Annotated in this window: 20 protein-coding genes; 8 read left to right on the forward strand and 12 right to left on the reverse strand. The window is 68.9% G+C overall.

From position 1 onward, the window contains the following. The first annotated feature begins 67 nt into the window (after positions 1-67). Together zwf and JJ685_RS20500 are read left to right on the forward strand one after the other, a co-directional pair. Complete coding sequence (zwf, locus tag JJ685_RS20495; RefSeq protein ID WP_201676185.1) at positions 68-1,522, forward strand: glucose-6-phosphate dehydrogenase; 1,455 nt, start codon at positions 68-70, stop codon at positions 1,520-1,522. A 58-nt stretch (positions 1,523-1,580) separates the two neighbouring features. Further along, a complete protein-coding gene (locus tag JJ685_RS20500; protein WP_201676186.1) occupies positions 1,581-2,429 on the forward strand; it encodes a MurR/RpiR family transcriptional regulator in 849 nt (282 codons plus the stop codon). Here the strand turns inward: JJ685_RS20500 and JJ685_RS20505 are convergent. The 10 genes from JJ685_RS20505 to JJ685_RS20550 all read right to left on the reverse strand — a co-directional run bounded on the left by JJ685_RS20505 (position 2,426) and on the right by JJ685_RS20550 (position 14,301). Further along, complete coding sequence (locus tag JJ685_RS20505) at positions 2,426-3,475, reverse strand: ABC transporter ATP-binding protein (RefSeq protein WP_201676252.1); 1,050 nt, start codon at positions 3,473-3,475, stop codon at positions 2,426-2,428. The two genes, JJ685_RS20500 and JJ685_RS20505, sit on opposite strands and share 4 nt — an antisense overlap. A 14-nt stretch (positions 3,476-3,489) precedes the next feature. Then, positions 3,490-4,470, reverse strand: a complete 981-nt coding sequence (locus JJ685_RS20510) for an ABC transporter ATP-binding protein (protein WP_201676187.1) — start codon at positions 4,468-4,470, stop codon at positions 3,490-3,492. After that, the gene (locus JJ685_RS20515) at positions 4,467-5,378 is read right to left on the reverse strand and encodes an ABC transporter permease (protein ID WP_201676188.1); all 912 of its coding nucleotides are present in this window, start codon (positions 5,376-5,378) and stop codon (positions 4,467-4,469) included. The genes JJ685_RS20510 and JJ685_RS20515 overlap by 4 nt, the downstream gene beginning before the upstream one ends. 4 nt (positions 5,379-5,382) lie before the next feature. Then, positions 5,383-6,957, reverse strand: coding sequence for an ABC transporter substrate-binding protein (locus JJ685_RS20520; RefSeq protein WP_201676189.1), 1,575 nt, complete (start codon positions 6,955-6,957; stop codon positions 5,383-5,385). A 52-nt stretch (positions 6,958-7,009) separates the two neighbouring features. Next, positions 7,010-8,224, reverse strand: a complete 1,215-nt coding sequence (locus tag JJ685_RS20525; RefSeq protein ID WP_201676190.1) for a M20 aminoacylase family protein — start codon at positions 8,222-8,224, stop codon at positions 7,010-7,012. A gap of 5 nt (positions 8,225-8,229) precedes the next feature. Continuing rightward, positions 8,230-9,210, reverse strand: coding sequence for an ABC transporter permease (locus JJ685_RS20530; RefSeq protein ID WP_201676253.1), 981 nt, complete (start codon positions 9,208-9,210; stop codon positions 8,230-8,232). A gap of 80 nt (positions 9,211-9,290) precedes the next feature. Further along, positions 9,291-10,070 carry a DUF3047 domain-containing protein gene (locus JJ685_RS20535; RefSeq protein ID WP_201676191.1) on the reverse strand — a complete coding sequence of 260 codons (780 nt, stop codon included), beginning with the start codon at positions 10,068-10,070 and terminating at the stop codon, positions 9,291-9,293. 79 nt (positions 10,071-10,149) lie between these two features. Next, a complete protein-coding gene (locus JJ685_RS20540) occupies positions 10,150-11,310 on the reverse strand; it encodes a porin (RefSeq protein ID WP_201676192.1) in 1,161 nt (386 codons plus the stop codon). 220 nt (positions 11,311-11,530) lie between these two features. Next, positions 11,531-12,691: a porin gene (locus tag JJ685_RS20545; protein ID WP_201676193.1), complete on the reverse strand. Its 1,161-nt coding sequence runs from the start codon at positions 12,689-12,691 to the stop codon at positions 11,531-11,533. A 437-nt stretch (positions 12,692-13,128) separates the two neighbouring features. Continuing rightward, positions 13,129-14,301, reverse strand: a complete 1,173-nt coding sequence (locus JJ685_RS20550; protein WP_201676194.1) for a porin — start codon at positions 14,299-14,301, stop codon at positions 13,129-13,131. Positions 14,302-14,608: 307 nt separating this feature from the next. On the opposite strand from JJ685_RS20550, the gene coq7 reads away from it, so the two are divergent. Next, on the forward strand, positions 14,609-15,229 hold the full coding sequence (gene coq7 / locus JJ685_RS20555) for a 2-polyprenyl-3-methyl-6-methoxy-1,4-benzoquinone monooxygenase (protein ID WP_201676195.1): 621 nt from the start codon (positions 14,609-14,611) through the stop codon (positions 15,227-15,229). Here coq7 and JJ685_RS20560 read toward each other — a convergent pair. Beyond that, positions 15,226-15,693: an OsmC family protein gene (locus JJ685_RS20560; protein WP_201676196.1), complete on the reverse strand. Its 468-nt coding sequence runs from the start codon at positions 15,691-15,693 to the stop codon at positions 15,226-15,228. The two genes, coq7 and JJ685_RS20560, sit on opposite strands and share 4 nt — an antisense overlap. Before the next feature lie 276 nt (positions 15,694-15,969). On the opposite strand from JJ685_RS20560, the gene ilvA reads away from it, so the two are divergent. Both ilvA and JJ685_RS20570 read left to right on the forward strand, forming a co-directional pair. Then, entirely contained in the window at positions 15,970-17,541 is a 1,572-nt protein-coding gene (ilvA, locus tag JJ685_RS20565; RefSeq protein ID WP_201676197.1) for a threonine ammonia-lyase, biosynthetic, read from the forward strand. A 9-nt stretch (positions 17,542-17,550) separates the two neighbouring features. Next, positions 17,551-18,300 (forward strand): adenosylcobinamide-GDP ribazoletransferase, encoded by a 750-nt coding sequence (locus JJ685_RS20570; RefSeq protein WP_201676198.1) that lies wholly within the window; start codon positions 17,551-17,553, stop codon positions 18,298-18,300. On the opposite strand, the gene JJ685_RS20575 is transcribed toward JJ685_RS20570, so the two are convergent. Then, positions 18,273-18,860, reverse strand: coding sequence for a type II secretion system protein N (locus tag JJ685_RS20575; protein ID WP_201676199.1), 588 nt, complete (start codon positions 18,858-18,860; stop codon positions 18,273-18,275). The two genes, JJ685_RS20570 and JJ685_RS20575, sit on opposite strands and share 28 nt — an antisense overlap. A gap of 22 nt (positions 18,861-18,882) precedes the next feature. Between JJ685_RS20575 and gspG the strand changes: the two genes are divergently transcribed. Genes gspG through gspI form a run of 3 tightly spaced genes read left to right on the forward strand, consistent with a single transcriptional unit; the run spans position 18,883 to position 20,124 of the window. Continuing rightward, entirely contained in the window at positions 18,883-19,323 is a 441-nt protein-coding gene (gspG, locus tag JJ685_RS20580; RefSeq protein ID WP_201676200.1) for a type II secretion system major pseudopilin GspG, read from the forward strand. Next, entirely contained in the window at positions 19,298-19,774 is a 477-nt protein-coding gene (locus tag JJ685_RS20585; RefSeq protein ID WP_201676201.1) for a prepilin-type N-terminal cleavage/methylation domain-containing protein, read from the forward strand. The genes gspG and JJ685_RS20585 overlap by 26 nt, the downstream gene beginning before the upstream one ends. Next, entirely contained in the window at positions 19,771-20,124 is a 354-nt protein-coding gene (gene gspI, locus JJ685_RS20590; RefSeq protein ID WP_201676202.1) for a type II secretion system minor pseudopilin GspI, read from the forward strand. Before JJ685_RS20585 ends, gspI begins: the two co-directional genes overlap by 4 nt. Positions 20,125-20,126 lie beyond the last annotated feature (2 nt).

The following is a 20,126-nucleotide window of genomic DNA, read 5'->3' on the forward strand; positions in this document are numbered from 1 at the left end:
ACACCCAAGTCTGCCGAATGCGAGAAACTAAGTTACAGTCCCCGCAACCCCCACCAAGAACAAATCAATGAGCTTCGATCTCGTACTTTTCGGCGGCACCGGCGACCTCGCATGGCGCAAGATCATGCCGGCCCTGTTCCAGGCCTTCCGCCACGGCACGCTGCCCGAGGGCGGCCGGATCATCGGCATCGCCCGCGACGACCTCAGCGACGACCAGTACCGCGAGCTGATCCGATCCCGCTTCGTCGACGTCGACCTCTCCAAGCGGCCCAGCCCGGAGGAGTTCCAGCGTTTTGCCGGGTTGCTGCACTTCCTGCGGCTCGACCTGTCGCAGCCGCAGGACTACCGCCGGCTCGCGGACATGTTACGCGAGCGGCATGCCGAAGTGGTCGTGATGTACCTGGCCACGGCGCCCGACCTGTTCGCCACCGTGGTGAAGCAGCTCGCGGCGGCCGGCCTCAACCGGCCCAACACGCGGCTGGTGCTGGAGAAGCCGCTGGGCCACGACCTCGCCTCCAACCGGGAGATCAACGACACGGTGCGCAGCGTGCTGGACGAGCGCCAGATCTTCCGCATCGACCACTACCTCGGCAAGCCCGCCGTGCAGAACCTCTTCGCGATGCGCTTCGGCAACGCGCTGTTCGAGCCGGTGTGGCGGCGCGAGCACGTGTCGCACGTGCAGATCACCATCGCCGAAGACCTTGGCGTGGAGAAGCGCGGCGCCTTCTACGACAAGACCGGCGCCCTGCGCGACATGGTGCAGAACCACGCGCTGCAGCTGCTGTGCGCGCTGGCCATGGAGCCGCCGATCAGCGCGCATGCCGATGCGATCCGCGACGAGAAACTGAAGGTGCTGCGTTCGCTCAAGCGCTGGACGCCCGAGACCCTGGACCAGCACGTGGTGCGCGGCCAGTACGGCCCCGGCACGGTGGGCGGCCAGCCCGTGAAGGGCTACCGCGAGGAAGCGGGCGTCGCTCCCGACAGCAGGACGGAGACCTTCGTCGCCCTGCGGGCGGAGATCGCGAGCTGGCGCTGGGCGGGCGTGCCCTTCTACATCCGGACCGGCAAGCGCCTGGCCGGGCGCGAAGCCGAGATCGTGGTGAGCTACCGCGAGGCGCCGCACGCGATCTTCACCGCGCCGCCGGGCAGCGCCAACCGGCTGGTGATCAACCTGCAGCCGCGCGACGGCCTGGAACTGCACCTGCTGGCGCAGGGCCAGGAGAACCGGCGCAACGGCCAGGTGCTGGCGCCGGTGCACCTGGACCTCGACTTCGACAAGCGCTTCGGCTCCGAGCGGGTGGGCGCCTACGAGCGTCTGCTGCTCGACGTGATCGCCGGCCGCCTCAACCTGTTCGTGCGCAGCGACGAACAGGAGGCGGCGTGGCGCTGGGTGGAACCGATCATCGAGCACTGGCGCAACGACGACCGCGGCCCGCGGCCCTACGCGGCGGGCACCTGGGGCCCGAGCGCCGCCAGCGCCATGATCGCCCGCGACGGCTTCTGCTGGAGCGAGGAATGTTAGCCCCCACGCTTGTAACTTCGTGTCCTGCGCTGGCCTTGCAGGCCGCGGCGAGGCTCACGTGTTAGATCGCATCCGCGCATCCATGCCCTCTCTGGCCCCGGCGGAGCAGCGCGTGGCGCGCCTCGTGCTGGGCGACCCGCGCTCCTTCGCCAACCTGCCGGTGAGCGAGCTGGCGGACCGCGCGCACGTGAGCAAGCCCACCGTCGTGCGCTTCTGCCGCAGCATGGGCTACGACGGGCTGTCGGACTTCAAGCTGAAGCTGGCCGGCAGCGTCAGCGAGGGCGTGCCCTTCATCCACCGCAGCGTCGACCCGGACGACAAAACCGGCGACGTGATGGTCAAGGTGATCGACAACGCCGTCGCCGCCTTCCTCAAGTACCGCAACGACGCCTCGACCTTCGCCATCGAGAAGGCGGCGGAGGCGCTGACGGCCACCCATCGCACCCGCGGCCGCATCGAGTTCTACGGGGTGGGCAACTCCGGCGTGGTGGCGCTCGACGCGCAGCACAAGTTCTTCCGCCTCGGCGTCAACACCATCTCGTACAGCGACGGCCACATGCAGGTCATGAGCGCGACACTGCTGGGAGCGGGAGACTGCGTGGTGGTGATCTCGAACTCGGGCCGCACCCGCGACCTGATGGACGCCTGCGACATCGCGCGGCGCAACGGCGCGACGGCGATCGTCATCACCGCGACCGGCTCGCCGCTGGCGGCGGCGGGGCAGATCCACCTGGCGGCGGACCACCCGGAGGGCTACGACCGCTACAGCCCGATGGTGTCGCGGCTGCTGCACCTGATGATCATCGACGTGCTGGCGACGACGGTGGCGCTGAGGATCGGCGGGGGGAGGCTGCAGCCCTTGTTGCGGGAGATGAAGAACAACCTGCGGAACAAGCGGTACGCCTAGATCCGTGCTTCCTCCACCGCGTGGCAGGCCACCCGCACGCCCCGCAGTTCCAGCAAGGCCGGCCGCTCCGCCTTGCAGCGCGCACCGGCATGCGGGCAGCGCGGATGGAAGGCGCAGCCCGCCGGCGGGTTCAGCGGGTTCGGCACCTCGCCCTGCACCGGCGTGCGCGCGCGGCCGGTGTCGTGCATCTTCGGGATCGCGTCCAGCAGCATGCGCGTGTAGGGGTGCTGCGGCCGCGCGAACAGCTGCTGCTTGGGGGCGACCTCCACCAGGCGCCCGAGGTACATCACGCCGACGTCGTCGCTCACGTGCCGCACCACCGCGAGGTTGTGCGAGATGAACAGGTAGGTGAGCCCCAGCCGCCGCTGCAGGTCCTTCATGATGTTGAGGACCTGCGCCTGCACGCTGACGTCCAGCGCCGACGTGGGCTCGTCGCACACGAGGAAGTCCGGGTGCGTGGCGATGGCGCGCGCGATCGAGATGCGCTGGCGCTGGCCGCCGGAAAACTGGTGCGGGTACTTGGCGGCGTCCTGCAGGCCGAGGCCGACCGAGGACAGAAGCTCGCCCACCCGCTCGCGCAGCGCCGCCCGGCCTTCGACGAGCCCGTGCTCCTTCAGCGGCTCGCCCACGATGTCCTCCACCGTCCAGCGCGGGTTGAGGCTGGCGTACGGGTCCTGGAAGATCATCTGGATGCGGCGGCGCAGCTTGCGGCCCTCGGCCGAGCGGAAGGCCGCATGCGCGTCCTGGCCGTCGAAGCGGAAGCTGCCCCGCGTGGGCGCGTACAGTCCCACGAGCAGGCGGGCGACGGTGCTCTTGCCGCAGCCGGATTCGCCGACGAGGCCCAGCGTCCGGCCCTTCTCGATGGCGAAGCTCACGCCGTCCACGGCATGGAGCAGCTGGCGCGGCTTGCGTTCGAGCACGCGGTTGAGCCAGGGGGCGGAGACGTCGAAGGTCCTGGCGAGGTCGATGGCCTGGACGAGGGGGGCTTCGAGGGAAGCGCCCCTCACCCCTGCCCTCTCTCCGGAGGGGAGCGGGAGCGAGTCCATGGGAAAGACCGTGCTCATCCCGGCACCTCCGCGTGGGCGTCGTGCAGCCAGCAGGCCGCCCGCGTGGCGCCGGCATTCAGCAGTTCGGGCCGCTCGTGCGTGCAGCGCTCGAAGGCGCGCGGGCAGCGCGGGTTGTAGGCGCAGCCGGACGGGATCGCGTTCAGGCGCGGCATGGCGCCGTCGATCTGGTTCAGGCGCTCGCGCTCGCCCTCCATGTCGGGGATCGAGGCCATCAGGCCCATCGTGTAGGGGTGCGCCGGCTGGTGGATCACCTCGTGCACCGGGCCGATCTCCGCCAGGCGCCCCGCGTACATCACGGCCACGCGGTCGCAGGTCTCCGCGATCACGCCCATGTCGTGCGTGATCAGCATGACCGCCGCGCCGCGCTCGCGGCAGATGCGCTTGAGCAGCTGGATGATCTGGGCCTGGATCGACACGTCCAGCGCGGTGGTCGGTTCGTCGGCGACCACCAGTTGCGGCTCCGCCGCCAGCGCGAGCGCGATCACCACGCGCTGCCGCATGCCGCCGGAAAACTGGTGCGGATAGTGGTCGATGCGCTCGTCGGCGGCCGCGATCCCGGTCTCCTCCAGCAGCGCGATGGCGCGCCGGCGCGCCTCGGCGCGTTCCACCGGAAGGTGCGCCCGGATCGTCTCCTCGAGCTGGCGGCCGATGGTGTAGAGGGGATTGAGCGAGGTGAGCGGGTCCTGGAAGATCGCGCCTATCCTGCGGCCGCGGATGTGCCGCATGCGCTCGAAGGGCAGGTTGTCGATGCGCTCGCCTTCCAGCAGCACCTGCCCCGAGGCGATGCGCCCCGGCGGCTCCAGCAGGCCGATGATGGCCGCGCCGGTGAGCGACTTGCCGGCACCCGACTCGCCGACCACGCCCAGGATCTCGCCCGGCGCGATGTCGAAGGAGATGCGGTCCAGCGCCCGCAGCGTCCCGCGCCGCGTCGGGAACTCCACCACCAGATCCTGGACTTGAAGGAGCGGGTTCATCGCAGCCGCGGGTTCAGCGCATCGCGCAGCCAGTCGCCCAGGAGGTTCACCGACAGCGCGATCAGGATCAACATGACCGCCGGGAACACCGTGATCCACCACTCGCCCGAGAACAGGTAGTTGTTGCCGACCTGGATCAACGTGCCCAGCGAGGGCGAGGTGGGCGGCACGCCCACGCCCAGGAAGGACAGCGTCGCCTCGGTGATGATGGCCGTGGCGATGTGGATGGTGGCCAGCACCAGCACCGGCCCCAGCACATTGGGCAGCACGTGGCGCAGCATGATGCGCAGCGGCGCCACGCCCGTCACGCGCGCCGCCTGCACGTATTCCTTGCTGCGCTCCACCAGCGTGGAACCGCGCACGGTGCGCGCGTACTGCACCCAGCCGGCCAGCGTGATCGCGAGGATCAGCACGCCGAAGGCGACGGTGTTCGGCGCGTTGGGGAACAGCGCGCGCCCCACGCCGGCGATCAGCAGCGCCACCAGGATCGCCGGGAAACTGAGCATCACGTCGCACAGGCGCATCAGGAAGGCGTCGACCCAGCCGCCGCGGAAGCCGGCCAGCAGTCCGAGCGACACGCCGATCACCATCGACAGCAGCACGGAGACCACGCCCACGACCAGCGAGATGCGGGCGCCGTACATCAGGGCCGACAGGATGTCACGGCCCTGGTCGTCGGTGCCCAGCAGGTACTTGCGGCTGCCCTCCGCCAGCCACGCCGGCGGACGGCGCGCGTCGCCCAGCTCCAGCGTGGTGAGGTCGAAGGGATTGTGCGGCGCCACCCAGCCGGCGAAGACCGCACAGAACAGGCACACGATGGCGATGGCCGCCGCCAGCATCGCCACCGGGGACGTGCGGAAGCTGTAGCCGACGTCGCCGTCAAGCCAGCGCGCGAGCAGCTGCCTCATCGCGTCAGGCGCCCGACTTCACCTTGATCCACTTGAAGGAGATGTTGTTGTCGGGGCGCTGGACCAACTCCACGCGCTTGCTCACGCCCCAGGCCAGCGCCTGCTGGTGCAGCGGGATGTGGCCGATGTCGTCCTGGTGGATCTTGAAGGCCTCGTGGATCATCGCGTTGCGCTTCGTCTTGTCGGTCTCCGCCTGCACCTTGCGGGCGAGCTCGTCGACCTTCGGGTTGCAGTAGGCGCCGAGGTTGAACTGGCCGGCGCCCTTGTCGTCCACGCAGGACATGATCGCGTTCAGCGGGTCGTGGGCGTCCACGGTGCTGGGCGTCCACCCGAGCAGGTAGAAGCTGGTGTCGCGGCGCAGGATCTTCGGGAAGTAGGTGCCCTTGGTCTCGGCCGCCAGGTTGATCTTGACGCCGATGCGCGAGAGGTTGGCCGCCACCGCCTGGCAGATCCGCGAGTCGTTGACGTAGCGGTCGTTCGGGCAGTTCATCGTGACCTCGAAGCCGTTCGGGTAGCCGGCCTCGGTCAGCAGCTTCTTCGCGCCCTCCGGGTCGTAGGGCAGGCGCTTGTTCAGGTCGGGCTGGAAGCCGTTGATGCCGTTGCCGACCATCTCCCCGGTGGGCGAGGAAGCGCCGCGCATCACCGTCTTCCTGATGCCCTCGATGTCGATCGCCTGGTAGAAGGCCTGGCGCACGCGCTTGTCCTTGAACGGGTTCTTGCCCTTGATGTTCGAGTACAGCAGCTCGTCGCGCTTCTGGTCCATGCCCAGGAAGATGGTGCGCAGTTCGGGGCCGGTGAGCGCCCGCGCGTTGGGCGAGGCGTTGACACGGTCCACGTCCTGCAGCGGCACCGGTTCCATCACGTCGATCTCGCCGGAGAGCAGCGCGGCCACGCGGGTGGCGTCGTTGCCGATGGGCGTGAAGACCACCTCCTGCACGTTGCCCTCGACCTTGCCCCAGTAGTTGCCGTTGCGCACGAAGGTCGTGCGCACGCCGGGCTGGCGCTCGCGCAGGCGATACGGGCCGGTGCCGTTGGCGCGGAAGGAGGCGGCGTTCTCGATGCCCTTGCGGCGGTCCACCGGGCGGGTGGCCTGGTTGTCCTCGCACCACTTCTTGGACATGATCATCACGCGCGACATCATGTCCGGCAGGATGGGGAAGGGCTTGTTGGTCTCGATCTCCACGGTGTGGCTGTCGACCTTGCGCACCGCCTTGAAGTCGTTGGTGTAGCTCTTCATGTCGGAGCCGTCGGCCTGCGTGCGCGCCATCGAGAACAGCACGTCGTCGGCCGTGAAGGGCGTGCCGTCGTGGAACTGCACGTTCTTGCGCAGGTCGAAGCGCCACACCGTCGGCGAGGTCTGCTTCCAGGCGGTCGCCAGCCCGGGCATCAGGCTCAGGTCCTTGTCGCGCAGCACCAGCGCGTCGTAGATGTTGCCCAGCACGTCCAGCTGCAGCGACTCGTTCAGGGAATGCGGGTCCATCGACAGTGCATCGCCCTGGTTGGCGATGCGCACGGCCTGCGCCTGCACGCCCAGTGCGGCGCACAGCAGACCCACGGCGAGAACGCTCTTGATTCGCATGATGGAACTCCTTGTTGGAAGTGATGCCCTCGGATGAAAGCGTGCCTGCGGCTCAGGTCGCGAGCGGCAGGCCCTGCTCCACCAGGCTCGCGTGCAGCGCGGAGCCGAGCGGAAGGATCTCGTCGTTGAAGTCGTAGCGCGTCATGTGCAGCATGCAGCTGCCTTCGCCGCCCTGGCCGATGCGGAGGTAGGCGCCGGGGCGGACCTGCAGCATGAAGGAGAAGTCCTCGGCGCCCATGCTGGGTTCCATGTCGCGCACCACGTTCTCGGGGCCCACCAGGGACTCCGCCACGTCACCCGCGAATTCGGTCTCGCGGGCGGTGTTGATGGTCGCCGGGTAGATGCGCTCGTACTGCACCGTGGCCGAGGCGCCGAAGCCCAGCGCCACCGCGCTGCACAGCTCCTTCAGCCGCCTTTCCACCATGTCCTGCACTTCCGGGCGGAAGGTGCGCACCGTGCCCACCAGCGTCGCCTTGCCGGGGATCACGCTCATCGCGTGCAGGTCGCCCGCCTGCATCGCGCACAGGCTGATCACCGCGCCGTCAACCGGCTTCACGTTGCGCGAGACGATGCTCTGGACGGCGGTGATGATGTGGCCGGCGACCAGCACGGGGTCGACCGCAAGGTAGGCGTGCGCGCCGTGGCCGCCCTTGCCGGTGATCTCGATGGTGACGCGGTCGGCCGAGGCCATCATCGCGTGGTGGCGGATGCCGAAGCAGCCGGGCTTGAGGCCGGGCCAGTTGTGCATCGCATAGACCGACTCCACCGGCCAGCGCTGGAACAGGCCGTCCTCGATCATGGCCTTGGCGCCGGCGAAGCCTTCCTCGCCGGGCTGGAAGATCAGCACCGCGGTCCCGTCGAAGTTGCGCGTCTCCGCGAGGTAGCGCGCCGCGCCGATCAGCATCGTGACGTGGCCGTCGTGGCCACAGCCGTGCATCATCCCGTTGCGGGTGGACTTCCAGGGGAAGTCGTTGCTCTCGGCCATGGTGAGGGCGTCCATGTCGGCGCGCAGGCCGATCATGCGGTTCGAGGTGTTGGCGCGGCCGCGGACGAGGCCCACGACGCCAGTCTTGCCGATGCCGGTGTGGATCTCGTCCACCCCGCACAGGCGCAGGGCTTCCTGCACGCGGGCGGCGGTGTAGACCTCCTCGAAGCCCAGTTCCGGGTGCGCGTGCAGGTCGCGCCGGAAGGCGGTGAGTTCGGGATGGAACTGCGCGATGTGCGCGAAGGGGCGCGCGTGCGCCAGTCGGGCGGCCGGGGCCAGCATACGGGTCAATGTCCTCCCGCCGCCGCCACGCGCAGGCGCGGATCGACGACGAAGTAAAGCAGGTCGACGACCAGGTTGATCGCGACGAAGATCAGGGCGATCAGGCAGAGGTAGCACGCCATCACGGGGATGTCGGCGAAGGTCACCGCCTGGATGAAGAGAAGACCCATGCCGGGCCACTGGAACACGGTCTCGGTGATGATCGCGAAGGCGATCAGCTGGCCGAGCTGCAGGCCCGTGATGGTCATCACGGGCACCATGGTGTTCTTCAGCGCGTGGCCGAAGTGGATCGCGCGGTTCGACAGGCCACGGGCGCGCGCGAACTTGATGTAGTCGGTGCGCAGCACCTCCAGCATCTCCGCGCGCACCAGGCGCATGATCAGCGTCAGCTGGAAGATCGCCAGCGTGATCGACGGCAGCACGATGTGGTGCCAGCCGTCGCGCGTCGCCAGGCCGGTGCCCCACCAGCCGACCTGCACCGTCTGGCCGCGGCCGAAGCTGGGGAACCAGCCGAGCGTGACGGAGAAGACCAGGATCAGCAGGATGCCGATCAGGAACGTCGGCAGCGACACGCCCAGCAGCGACAGCGTCATGAACAACTGGCTGCCGAAGCTGCCGCGCCGCAGGGCCGCGTACACGCCCATGGGCACGCCCACCAGCAGCGCGAGCAGCGCCGCGATCAGCGCCAGTTCCAGCGTGGCGGGGAAGCGTTCCGCGATCAGGCGCGAGACCTTGGCGCCCTGGCGCAGGCTGAGGCCGAACTCGCCCTGCACCGCGTTGCCCAGGAAGTGCCAGAACTGCACGAAAAAGGGCTGGTCGAGCCCCAGCGCGGAGCGCAGCTCGCGGATCTGCTCCGGCCTCGCGTCCTGCCCGAGCAGGAACACCACCGGGTCCCCGACGTACTGGAACAGCAGGAAGGCGATGAAGGCGACCGTGACCATGACCACGACGGCCTGGAGCATGCGGCGCAGGATGAAGGCGAGCATCGGGTCCGAGCGTTGGGCTGCCGAGGCTAGCATGGCAATTCCCGTGCCGGAACGCGGGGAAACTCTGAACGTTCCCCGGCTCAGTGCGCCCGTTGCGCGGGCACCAGGCGCACCGGTCCGTACCAGGCCTGCGTGTGCGAATGCGTGTTGTCGCTGTCGGTCATGATCGCGATGCCGACCAGCGCACCGGGCTCCTCGCCGAACACGCGCAGGTAATCGGCGCGGATGTCGCGCTCGTAATCCAGCCAGCGGTTCAGCCGCTGCGGGCCCGATTCGACCACCAGCTTGCGGATGCGGTCGGTGCGCGGGCTGCGGATGACGCTGCCGGGTTCGCGATGGTTGCACCACACGTACATCAGCGTGGCGTACGGCATCTCCTCGCCGGTGAGCGCGCGGGCCAGTTCGGAAAGGGCGGCGTCGCGCGCCGAGAAGCGCGAGCGGTCGCCCTCGAAGGCGAGCACGATGCGCACCGGGGCGTCGTCGCGGTCGCGCAGCGCCAGGTCGGCCTGCTCGATCAGGCCGGGCACCTTCCAGGAGAAGCGCACGCGGCCCAGGTCGGCCGGCGCGATGCGGACCTGCTGGCGCAGCATGCTCGCCGAGCTCTCGGCCTGCACCGACATCGCATCGCGGCCGTCGAGGCGCGCATATTGGAAATGGGTGGCGGTCTTGCCGGGGAAGGTCTTGTGCACCCAGGGAGCGTCGGCCGCATCGGCGTGCAGCCCGGATTGCCCGGCCCAGGGCGAGCTCGCAGGGTCGGCGGCCTGCTGCGCGGGCGGCGACGCGCAGCCGGCCAGCAGGGCGGCGGCGCACAGGAGGGTGGCGCAGCGGCGGCGACGTCCGGAAAACAGCGGGGTGTCCATTGAGTGGAGGAAAAAAGCCGCCCGAGGGCGGCTTTCAAGTTTCTTTTCTTCTGCAGCGGCCTCGCGGCCGCTTCGAAGATTAGAAGCTGTGGCGGATGCCCAGGTCGAAGCCAGTGGAGTTGTTGTTGGCAACAGCGCTGGAACCGTTCAGGGCGAAGGCCGAGCCGCCTTCGTTCTTCACGCGGGCCACGGTCGTGTAGATCGCGGTGCGCTTGGACAGGTTGTGCACGTAGCCCAGGGCCAGTTGCTTGGCTTCCGGCTCGGCGCCGCCGGCCAGCTCGATCTTGTAGGTCGAGTAGGCGATGCGGATTTCGCCGGCGCCGACCGGCACCAGGGCGCCGATCAGCCAGCCCTTGCCGTCGACTTCAGCGCTGGTGGCGCTGGTGTCACGGTTTTCCTGGCTGTAGTGGCCCATCAGCTTGGCCATGCCGAAGTCCCACTGGCCGCCGATGTTCCAGGTCGTGAAGTCGCCCGACGGGCCACCGGCCGCGCCGTTGACCGGCGTGGCGTCGTAGCGGGTCTTGGCATAGGAGATCGCCACGTTGAACGGGCCGGCGCCGTAGCCGATGCGACCGCCCCAGCCGGTGCCGTCCTTCTCGTTGGCGGCGTTGTTCTGGACGTTCTCACCCATCCAGTAGTTGACCTGGCCGTAGATGCCGCCCAGGTTGGCCGGCAGGAAGTAGCCGATGTCGTTGGAAGCGCGGACGATCACGCCACGGGTGCCGACCGGCACCAGCGCGTTGGCGGCCGTGCCCAGGCCGCCGGCAGGCGCCACCAGGGTCAGGGTCGTGCCCACGCCGTTCGTGCCGAACGGATCGAAAATCGTCAGGTTCCAGAAGGTCGGGGTGTAGTCGCGACCCAGGCGCACTTCGCCCCAGTTGCCGGACAGGCTGACCGTCGAACGGCGGTTGAACACCAGGCCGGCGCCGTCGTTGGGGGCCTGCAGGCCGTTCTGGTTGCCCACCGGGATGCGCTGGCCAGCGGTGCCGTCGTCGTTACCCAGGGAACCTTCCAGCCAGAAGGAAGCGGCCAGACCGCCACCCAGGTCTTCCGTGCCACGGAAGCCGATGCGCGAGCTGTTGTAGCCGGAGTTGGTCAGCTGCGTCTTGCTGGAGGCGCCGTCGGTGCCCTTGCCGTAGGCGATCGTCGCGTCGACGATACCGAACAGGGTGACCGACGACTGTGCGGAGGCCGCACCTGCAGCGGCCATCACAGCCAGCGCAATCAGGGACTTTTTCATTCAAGTTTCTCCAAGGTTAAACATGGGGCCCGGTTACGCATGAGGCGCGCATGCAGGTGCACGCCGCACTCCTACCGAACCCCGGCCAACCTCCACTTTGGGAGGTTGTTCTATCCCGACAGAGCGCTCTTGCGGCGCAGAGTTGGGCAAAAAAAGCCGCCACATGGGCGGCTTTTCAAGTTTCTTGTTTTCTGCAGCGGCCTTGCGGCCGCTTCGAAAATCAGAAGCTGTGGCGGATGCCCAGGTCGAAGCCGGTGGAGGTGTTGTTCACGACCGCGGTGGAGCCGTTCAGGGCGAAGGCCGCGCCACCTTCGTTCTTCGCGCGGGCAATGGTCGTGTAGAGCGCAGTGCGCTTGGACAGGTTGTGCACGTAGCCCAGGGCAAACTGCTTGGCTTCCGGCTCGGCGCCGCCGACCAGCTCGATCTTGTAGGTCGAGTAGGAAGCACGGATTTCGCCGGCGCCGACCGGCACCAGGGCGCCGATCAGCCAGCCCTTGCCCTTGGCCTCGGCACTGGTGACGCTGGCATCACGCTTTTCGGCGGAGTAGTGGCCCATCAGCTTGGCCATGCCGAAGTCCCACTGGCCGCCGATGTTCCAGGTCGTGAAGTCACCCGACGGGCCACCGGCCGCGCCGTTGACCGGGGTGGCGTCGTACTTGGTCTGGGCGTAAGCGGCAGCCACGTTGAACGGGCCGGCGCCGTAGCCGATGCGACCACCCCAGCCACTGCCGTCCTTTTCGTTGGCGGCGTTGTTCTGGACGTTCTCGCCCATCCAGTAGTTGATCTGGCCGTAGATGCCGCCCAGGTTGGCCGGCAGGAAGTAGCCGATGTCGTTGGAAGCGCGGACGATCACGCCACGGGTGCCCACCGGCACCAGCGCGTTGGCCGCAACGCCCAGACCGCCCGCGGGGGCAACCAGGGTCAGGGTGGTGCCGACGCCGTTCGTGCCGAACGGATCGAAAATCGTCAGGTTCCAGAAGGTCGGGGTGTAGTCACGACCCAGGCGCACTTCGCCCCAGTTGCCGGACAGGCTGACCGTGGAACGGCGGTTGAACACCAGGCCGGCGCCGTCGTTGGGGGCCTGCAGGCCGTTCTGGTTGCCCACCGGGATGCGCTGGCCAGCGGTGCCGTCGTCGTTACCCAGGGAACCTTCCAGCCAGAAGGAAGCGGCCAGGCCGCCACCCAGGTCTTCCGTGCCACGGAAGCCGAGGCGCGAGCTGTTGTAGCCGGAGTTGGTCAGCTGCGTCTTGCTGGAGGCGCCGTCGGTGCCCTTGCCGTAGGCGATCGTCGCGTCAACGATGCCGAACACGGTGACCGACGACTGGGCGGAGGCCGCACCCGCAGCGGCCATCACGGCCAGCGCAATCAGGGACTTTTTCATTGCAAGTTTCTCCAAGGTTAAACGAGGGCTCCGGTACGTATGGGGCGCTCATCCAAGCACGTGGCGCATTCCCACCGGATCCCCGGGCCAACCTCCTTTTGGGAAGTTGCTGCTATTCCACCAGAGCGCTTTTTGCCGCGCAAAGTAATTCGCCCTGCGGACGAGGTTTCGTTGCAGTCCGACAACAGGATTGCCATGGTCGAGTGGACCGTACACAACAATTTTGTGGTTTTTCCGCATCGCAGATGCTGGCGCGCCGTGAAATCTTCGGGGGCCCCCACGCCAGTGGGGGGCACATCCCGGCAGATGGCCCGCCGCATCCTCGGCGCCACAACCAGGGGATCGATGACCATGCGGCGCAACGGAAAAAAGGGCCGCCCTTCGGCGGCCCTTTCAAGTTTCTTTTCTTCCGTGGCGGCCTTCGGGCCGCTTCGAAATCAGAAGCTGTGGCGGATGCCCAGGTCGAAGCCGGTCGAGTTGTTGTTGACGACAGCTTGGGCGCCGTTCAGGGCGAAGGCCGAGCCGCCCTCGTTCTTCACGCGGGCCACGGTCGTGTAGAGCGCGGTGCGCTTGGACAGGTTGTGCACGTAACCCAGGGCGAGCTGCTGGGCCTTCGGCTCGGCACCGCTGGCCAACTCGATCTTGTACTCCGAGAAGGCGGCGCGGATCTCGCCGGCGCCCACCGGCACCAGGGCACCGAGCAGCCAGCCCTTGCCGTCGGTGTCGCCGTTGAATGCGCTGTTGCCGCGCTTGTCGGCGGTGTAGTGGCCCATCACCTTGGCCATGCCGAAGTCCCACTGGCCGCCGATGTTCCAGGTCGTGAAGTCACCCGTCGGGCCGCCGAACACACCGTTCACGGCCGTCACGTCGTACTTGGTCTTCGCCCAGGCAGCAGCCACGTTGAACGGACCGGCGCCGTAGCCGACGCGAACGCCACCGCCGGTGCCGTCGTTCTTGCTGGAGACTCCGCTGACGTTGGCGTTCCTGAGGTTCTCACCCATCCAGTAGTTGATCTGGCCGTAGATGCCGCCCAGGTTGGCCGGCAGGAAGTAGCCGATGTCGTTGGAAGCGCGGACGATCACGCCACGGGTGCCCACCGGCACCAGCGCGTTGGCGGCAACGCCCAGGCCGCCGGCCGGAGCGACCAGGGTCAGGGTCGTGCCCGTGCCATTCGTGCCGAACGGATCGAAGATGGTCAGGTTCCAGAAGGTCGGGGTGTAGTCGCGACCCATGCGAATTTCGCCCCAGTTGCCGGACAGGCTGACCGTCGAACGGCGGTTGAACACCAGACCGGCGCCGTCGTTGGGGGCCTGCAGGCCGTTCTGGTTGCCCACCGGGATGCGCTGGCCAGCGGTGCCGTCGTCGTTGCCCAGGGAGCCTTCCAGCCAGAAGGAAGCGGCCAGTCCGCCACCGAGGTCTTCCGTGCCACGGAAGCCGATGCGCGAACTGTTGTAGCCGGAGTTGGTCAGTTGCGTCTTGCTGGCAGCGCCGTCGCTGCCCTTGCCGTAGGCGATCGTCGCGTCGACGATGCCGAACAGGGTGACCGAGGACTGTGCGGAGGCCGCACCTGCGGCAGCCATCACGGCCAGCGCAATCAGTGACTTTTTCATGCAAGTTTCTCCAAGGTTAAGAAAGGGCTGCGTTACGCATGAAGCACGCTCCCAGGCACGTCGCGCACTCCACCGGTCCCCTCCTCTTGGGACTTTTTTTGCCATTCCACCAGAGCGCTTTTTGCACCGCAAAGCAATTTGCGGCACAAGCCACGTTCCGTTGCAGACTGGCAACGCGACCGGTTCGGTCGAGTGGGATCGGCGCAACGAATTTGTCGTTTCGCCGCACTTCGGAGCGGGTCCGCCGGGGCATTTCCATGGGTGCAAAGGCCTCGCCACGAGGCCGGTGGCCGCCTAAACTCCAGCCATGATCGATCGCATCCTCGGCGCCGCCGACCAGGCGCTGCGCACCCTCTTTGCCACGCCGCGCAGCACGCGGCCGTGCCCCGTCGTGCCCGCAGAAGCCACCCACCTCGGCGCCCAGGAAAAGCAGCACGCGGCCGCCCTGATGCGCGTGAACCACGTCGGCGAGATCTGCGCCCAGGCGCTCTACACCGCGCAGGCGCTGGCCACGCGCAACGAGGGGCTGCGCGTGCAACTGGAACAGGCCGCCCGGGAGGAGACGGACCATCTGGCATGGACGAAAGCGCGCCTCGACGAACTCGGCGCGCGCCCGTCGGTCCTCAACCCCTTCTGGTACGCGGGCGCCTTCACGTTCGGGCTCGTCGCCGCGCGCATGGGCGACCCGGTGAGCCTGGGGTTCGTGGTCGAGACGGAAAGGCAGGTCGAGGCGCACCTGCAGGGCCACCTCGATCGACTGCCCGCGGCCGACCACGCCTCGCGCGCCATCGTGGCGCAGATGAAGGACGACGAGGCCGCCCATGCGAACCTCGCGCTGCACGCCGGCGGCGTGGAACTGCCGGCGCCGGTGAAGATGGCCATGCGGGCGGCGGCGCGCGTCATGACCACCACCGCGCACTACATCTAGCCCGCGGCGCCCTCCCCGTCTTCGAGGAGGTCGAAGCTGGTCGTCATTTCCGCCGTCTTCGCGAGCATCGCGCTCGCGGAGCAGTACTTCTCGTGGCTCATCGCGATCGCCCGCTCCACGGCGGCGGCAGGCAGCTTGCGCCCGCGCACGGTGAAGTGCATGTGGATCTTCGTGAACACCTTCGGGTCGGTGGCGGCGCGCTCCGCGCTCAGCTTCACCGAGCAGCCGCGCACGTCGTGGCGTCCGCGCTTGAGGATCAAGACCACGTCGTAGGCGGTGCAGCCGCCGGTGCCGGCAAGCACCGTCTCCATCGGCCGCGGAGCGAGGTTGAGCCCGCCGTTCTCCGGCCGCGCCTCGTCCGGCGCGCCGTCCATCACCAGCACGTGGCCGGTGCCGGTCTCGGCCAGAAAACCCATCCCCGAACGTGCGCCGGCGGCCCCGGTCCACGTCACTGTGCATTCCATCGCTGATTCCTTGCTCTGATGCGGCCCTGTTGGGCGCAGGCTACGTAGTGGTGCGTAAGGCGGCGTTCTTGTGCATTGCAGCAATCAACCCGCTATACTGCGTCCAGAGCATAGCGATTCCGCTAAGCACCGCCGAACGGGCCCAGCCCGGTGGCGCAACGGTTGTCTCCTCCACCTCCTCCTTTGGTGGATTTAGCCCCCGGATCGCAAGGTCCAGGGGCTTTTTTCTGTTCCTTGTGCGGTGGCTCGGCCGTGGGCCGCCTATCATTCGCCGCCATGAAGAAACACCTGCAGCCGCAGGACTACCTGAAGAAGATCCTCACGGCGCGCGTGTACGACGTGGCGGTGGAGTCGCCCCTCGAGCCCGCGCGCAATCTCAGCCGCCGCCTGCACAACAAGGTGCTGCTCAAGCGCGAGGACCAGCAGCCCGTATTCAGCTTCAAGCTGCGCGGGGCCTACAACAAGATGGCGCACCTGCCGCCGGAGCAGTTGCAGCGCGGCGTGATCTGCGCCTCGGCCGGCAACCACGCCCAGGGCGTCGCGCTGGCCGCCCACCGGATGGGCACGCGCGCCGTGATCGTCATGCCGGTGACCACCCCGCAGGTGAAGATCGAGGCGGTCAAGGCCCTCGGCGGCGAGGTCGTGCTGCACGGTGACAGCTATTCGGACGCCTACACGCACGCCAGCGCCCTGTGCGAACGCGAGCAGCTCACCTTCGTGCACCCCTTCGACGACCCCGACGTGATCGCCGGCCAGGGGACCATCGCGATGGAGATACTGCGCCAGCACCAGGGGCCGCTGGACGCGGTGTTCGTCGCCATCGGCGGCGGCGGGCTGATCTCGGGCGTGGCCAGCTACATCAAGGCGGTGCGGCCCGAGGTGAAGGTGATCGGCGTGCAGATGAGCGACTCCGACGCGATGGCGCAGTCGGTGGCCGCGAACAAGCGCGTGACGCTGGGCGACGTCGGCCTGTTCTCGGACGGTACCGCCGTCAAGCTGGTCGGCGAGGAGACCTTCCGCCTCACCCGCGAGCTGGTCGACGAATACATGCTGGTGGACACCGACGCCGTGTGCGCCGCCATCAAGGACGTGTTCGTGGACACCCGCAGCATCGTCGAACCCGCCGGCGCGCTGGCCGTGGCGGCGATCAAGCAGTACGTGGCCGCGCGCAAGACCCGCGGCGAGACTTACGCCGCCATCCTGTGCGGCGCCAACATGAACTTCGACCGGCTGCGCTTCGTGGCCGAACGCGCCGAGGTGGGCGAGGAGCGCGAGGCGCTGTTCGCGGTCACCATCCCCGAGGAGCGGGGTGCCTTCCGCCGCCTGATCGAGCTGATCGGCACCCTGCCGGGCGGGCCGCGCAACGTGACGGAATTCAACTACCGCATCAGCGATGCGCAGCAGGCCCACGTGTTCGTCGGCCTGACCACGCACAACAAGGGCGAGTCGCCCCGGATCGCGGCCAACTTCACGCGCCACGGCTTCCAGTCGGTGGACCTCACGCACGACGAACTGGCGAAGGAGCACATCCGCCACATGGTGGGCGGGCCCTCGCCGCTGGCGCAGGACGAGCGCCTGCTGCGCTTCGTGTTCCCGGAGCGTCCGGGCGCGCTGCTGAAGTTCCTCTCCACCATGCACCCCACCTGGAACATCTCGCTGTTCCACTACCGCAACCAGGGCGCCGACTACGGCCGCACGCTGGTCGGCCTGCAGGTGCCCAAGGCGGACGAACGCGCCTTCCAGGCCTTCCTGGCCGACCTCGGCTATCCCTACGTCGAGGAAACCGCCAATCCGGTCTACCAGCTGTTCCTGCGCAGCGCGGCCCACGGAGGGCCCGCCGCTGGCTAGCATCGGTGGATGCGCGGCCTGCGTGGCACCCTGAACGACTTCGTGCGCCAGTTCGCGCTGGCGCTGCAGCGCGCCACCCGGTTGCAGGCCGCCTCGGCCCCCGCCGGCCCGGAGGACGACCCCATGCGCACCAGCGCGCGCCACCTCCCCGGGGCCGGCGCGGTGGTGGGCCTGCTGTCGGCCTTCGTCTTCGCGGTGGTGGCCCTGCTGCTGCAGGCCAATCCCGCCGGGCCCGCGGTCGCCGCGCTGGCGAGCCTCCTGGCCGTGCTGGTGCTCACCGGGGCCGCCCAGGAGAGCGAGGTGTTCCGGCTGGCCGAACGAATGGCGCAAGGCGCCGCGGAAGGCGGCGGCACCGGCCTGGGCACGATCGCTCTGGTCCTGCTGCTGGCCGGGCGCATCGTCACCGTCGCCGCGATCGGCGAGATGTCCGAGCCGGGCGTGCTGGCCGCGCTGCTGGCGGCGCCGGTGATATCCCGCTTCGCGCCGCTGCTGGCGTCGCACTGGGCCGCGCCCGAGGGCGGCGAGGGCGCCGCCACCGTCCGCGTCGCGGCCCTGTGGTGCCTGGTGCCGCTGGCGCTCATGCTGCTGGCGAACGGCGTGGCCTTCCTGCTCGTGGCGCTGTTCGGGGCCGCCGTGGCCTGGATCGCGCTGCTGCGCTTCTTCCGCCAGCGGCCGGCCAGCTTCGACGAGGAGCGCGCGGCCGGCCTGCAGCAGGCGTGCGAACTGGGCTTCTACCTGGGCGCGGCGCTGGGGGCCTGAACCGGGTCGGCGATGGGCTGGGGCGGCACGGGGTTGGCCATCTGCGGCGGCGCCACGGGCGGCATCACGGGCTGTGGCGCGACCATGGGCGCAGGCCGGCTCGAGGTGTCGAGGCGCTGCACCGGCAGTTCCAGCGTCAGCACCGGCCGGCCATCGCTGGAGGCGATCACCGCCTGCCGGCCGTGCACGGACTGCAGCACGAGCCCTTCCTCCAGCAGGCTGCCCACCCGGTAGGAGCGGGGCGGCTTGCCGTCGACGGCAATGACCGCACCCCCGCCGCCCGAAGACTCTCCGGCGGCCACCCCCAGGAGCTGGAAGCGGCTGGCCAGTGCGGGAGGCGGCGGCGCCGCGGCCACCGCCGCGGGGGAGCTGCCCAGCAGGCGGCCCAGGGCGACGGCGTCGACCGGACCGACCTGCCGCGGCGCGGCCACCGGCGCGTTCACCGGACGGCTGGTGGCCGTCAGCTTCAGCCCCCAGTAGGCCACGCTGCCCGCGGCGAGCGCCCACAACGCGAAGGTCGCGCCACGCACGATCCAGGGGGTGGAAGCCGACGTCAGCATGGTCCCGATTATCATTGATGCGATGACGTCCAATCCCGTCCCGCAAAGAGGCGCCCTCGCGCGCGGCTTCACCCTGATCGAGCTGATGGTGGTGCTGGTCATCATCGGCGTGCTGGCCGCCCTGATCGTGCCCAACGTGCTGGATCGCGCGGACGACGCGCGCGTCACCGCGGCGCGCACCGACGTGAACAACCTGATGCAGGCGCTGAAGCTCTACAAGCTGGACAACCAGCGCTACCCCACCGGCGAGCAGGGCCTGCAGTCGCTGATCGCCAAGCCCACCAGCGGCCCGGTCCCGCCGAACTGGAAGCCCTACCTCGAGAAGCTCCCCAACGACCCCTGGGGCAAGCCTTACCAGTACCTCAATCCGGGCGTCAAGGGCGAGATCGACGTGATGTCCTTCGGCGCCGATGGCCAGCCCGGCGGCGAGGGCAAGAATGCCGACGTCGGCTCCTGGCAATAAGGCCCGCGAGCGCGCCCGCCGCACGCGCCGGCCCGTGGCCGGCTTCACCCTGCTGGAACTGCTGGTGGTACTCGCGATCATCGCGTTTGCCTCGGCCGGTGTCGCCTTCGCGCTGCGCGACTCCGCCGGTGACCCGCTGGAGCGCGAGGCGCAGCGGCTCGCCGCCCTGTTCGATTCGGCCCGTGCCCGTTCGCGCCTGAGCGGGCTGCCGGTGCGCTGGGTCGCCGTGGACGACGGCTTCCGCTTCGAGGGCCTGCCGGCCAACGCCCTTCCCAACCACTGGCTGTCGCCGGACACCGTGGTGACCGGCCGCCGCGTGGTGGTGCTGGGCCCGGAGCCGGTGATCGATCCGCAGGCGGTGGTCATCACCAGCGCCATCCATCCCGGGCACAGCGTGCGCGTGACCACCGACGGCCTGCGGCCCTTCTCCGTCAGCACGGCGCCGCCATGAAGCACGCACGCGGATTCACGCTGATAGAGGTGCTGGTGGCGCTGGCGATCGTGGCGATCGCGCTGGTCGCCGGCCTGCAGGCGAGCGCGGCGCTCACCAACAACGCGCAGCGCCAGTCCGACGCGCTGCTGGCGCACATCTGCGCCGAGAACGAGCTGGTCCGCCTGCGCCTGGCGCACCAGTTCCCGCCCGTGGGCGACAGCCAGCAGGATTGCGAGCAGGGCGGGCAGCTGTTCCAGGTGCGGGTGCGGGTCTCGCCCACGCCGAACCCGAGCTTCCGCCGGGTGGACGCGCAGGTCACCGACACGCGCTCGCCCATCCTGCGCCTGTCGACCGTCATGGGGCGGTAATG

The organism is Ramlibacter monticola (genome assembly GCF_016722785.1).
GTDB classification, from domain to species: Bacteria; Pseudomonadota; Gammaproteobacteria; order Burkholderiales; family Burkholderiaceae_C; genus Ramlibacter; species Ramlibacter monticola.

Excerpts from the sequence above, each read along its gene's own strand:
- zwf (WP_201676185.1), top strand. The coding sequence starts at position 68 with ATGAGCTTCGATCTCGTACTTTTCGGCGGCACCGGCGACCTCGCATGG.
- JJ685_RS20505 (WP_201676252.1), bottom strand. The coding sequence starts at position 3,475 with ATGGACTCGCTCCCGCTCCCCTCCGGAGAGAGGGCAGGGGTGAGGGGC.
- JJ685_RS20510 (WP_201676187.1), bottom strand. The coding sequence starts at position 4,470 with ATGAACCCGCTCCTTCAAGTCCAGGATCTGGTGGTGGAGTTCCCGACG.
- JJ685_RS20515 (WP_201676188.1), bottom strand. The coding sequence starts at position 5,378 with ATGAGGCAGCTGCTCGCGCGCTGGCTTGACGGCGACGTCGGCTACAGC.
- JJ685_RS20520 (WP_201676189.1), bottom strand. The coding sequence starts at position 6,957 with ATGCGAATCAAGAGCGTTCTCGCCGTGGGTCTGCTGTGCGCCGCACTG.
- JJ685_RS20525 (WP_201676190.1), bottom strand. The coding sequence starts at position 8,224 with ATGCTGGCCCCGGCCGCCCGACTGGCGCACGCGCGCCCCTTCGCGCAC.
- JJ685_RS20530 (WP_201676253.1), bottom strand. The coding sequence starts at position 9,210 with ATGCTCGCCTTCATCCTGCGCCGCATGCTCCAGGCCGTCGTGGTCATG.
- JJ685_RS20535 (WP_201676191.1), bottom strand. The coding sequence starts at position 10,070 with ATGGACACCCCGCTGTTTTCCGGACGTCGCCGCCGCTGCGCCACCCTC.
- JJ685_RS20540 (WP_201676192.1), bottom strand. The coding sequence starts at position 11,310 with ATGAAAAAGTCCCTGATTGCGCTGGCTGTGATGGCCGCTGCAGGTGCG.
- JJ685_RS20545 (WP_201676193.1), bottom strand. The coding sequence starts at position 12,691 with ATGAAAAAGTCCCTGATTGCGCTGGCCGTGATGGCCGCTGCGGGTGCG.
- JJ685_RS20550 (WP_201676194.1), bottom strand. The coding sequence starts at position 14,301 with ATGAAAAAGTCACTGATTGCGCTGGCCGTGATGGCTGCCGCAGGTGCG.
- coq7 (WP_201676195.1), top strand. The coding sequence starts at position 14,609 with ATGATCGATCGCATCCTCGGCGCCGCCGACCAGGCGCTGCGCACCCTC.
- JJ685_RS20560 (WP_201676196.1), bottom strand. The coding sequence starts at position 15,693 with ATGGAATGCACAGTGACGTGGACCGGGGCCGCCGGCGCACGTTCGGGG.
- ilvA (WP_201676197.1), top strand. The coding sequence starts at position 15,970 with ATGAAGAAACACCTGCAGCCGCAGGACTACCTGAAGAAGATCCTCACG.
- JJ685_RS20570 (WP_201676198.1), top strand. The coding sequence starts at position 17,551 with ATGCGCGGCCTGCGTGGCACCCTGAACGACTTCGTGCGCCAGTTCGCG.
- JJ685_RS20575 (WP_201676199.1), bottom strand. The coding sequence starts at position 18,860 with ATGCTGACGTCGGCTTCCACCCCCTGGATCGTGCGTGGCGCGACCTTC.
- gspG (WP_201676200.1), top strand. The coding sequence starts at position 18,883 with ATGACGTCCAATCCCGTCCCGCAAAGAGGCGCCCTCGCGCGCGGCTTC.
- JJ685_RS20585 (WP_201676201.1), top strand. The coding sequence starts at position 19,298 with ATGCCGACGTCGGCTCCTGGCAATAAGGCCCGCGAGCGCGCCCGCCGC.
- gspI (WP_201676202.1), top strand. The coding sequence starts at position 19,771 with ATGAAGCACGCACGCGGATTCACGCTGATAGAGGTGCTGGTGGCGCTG.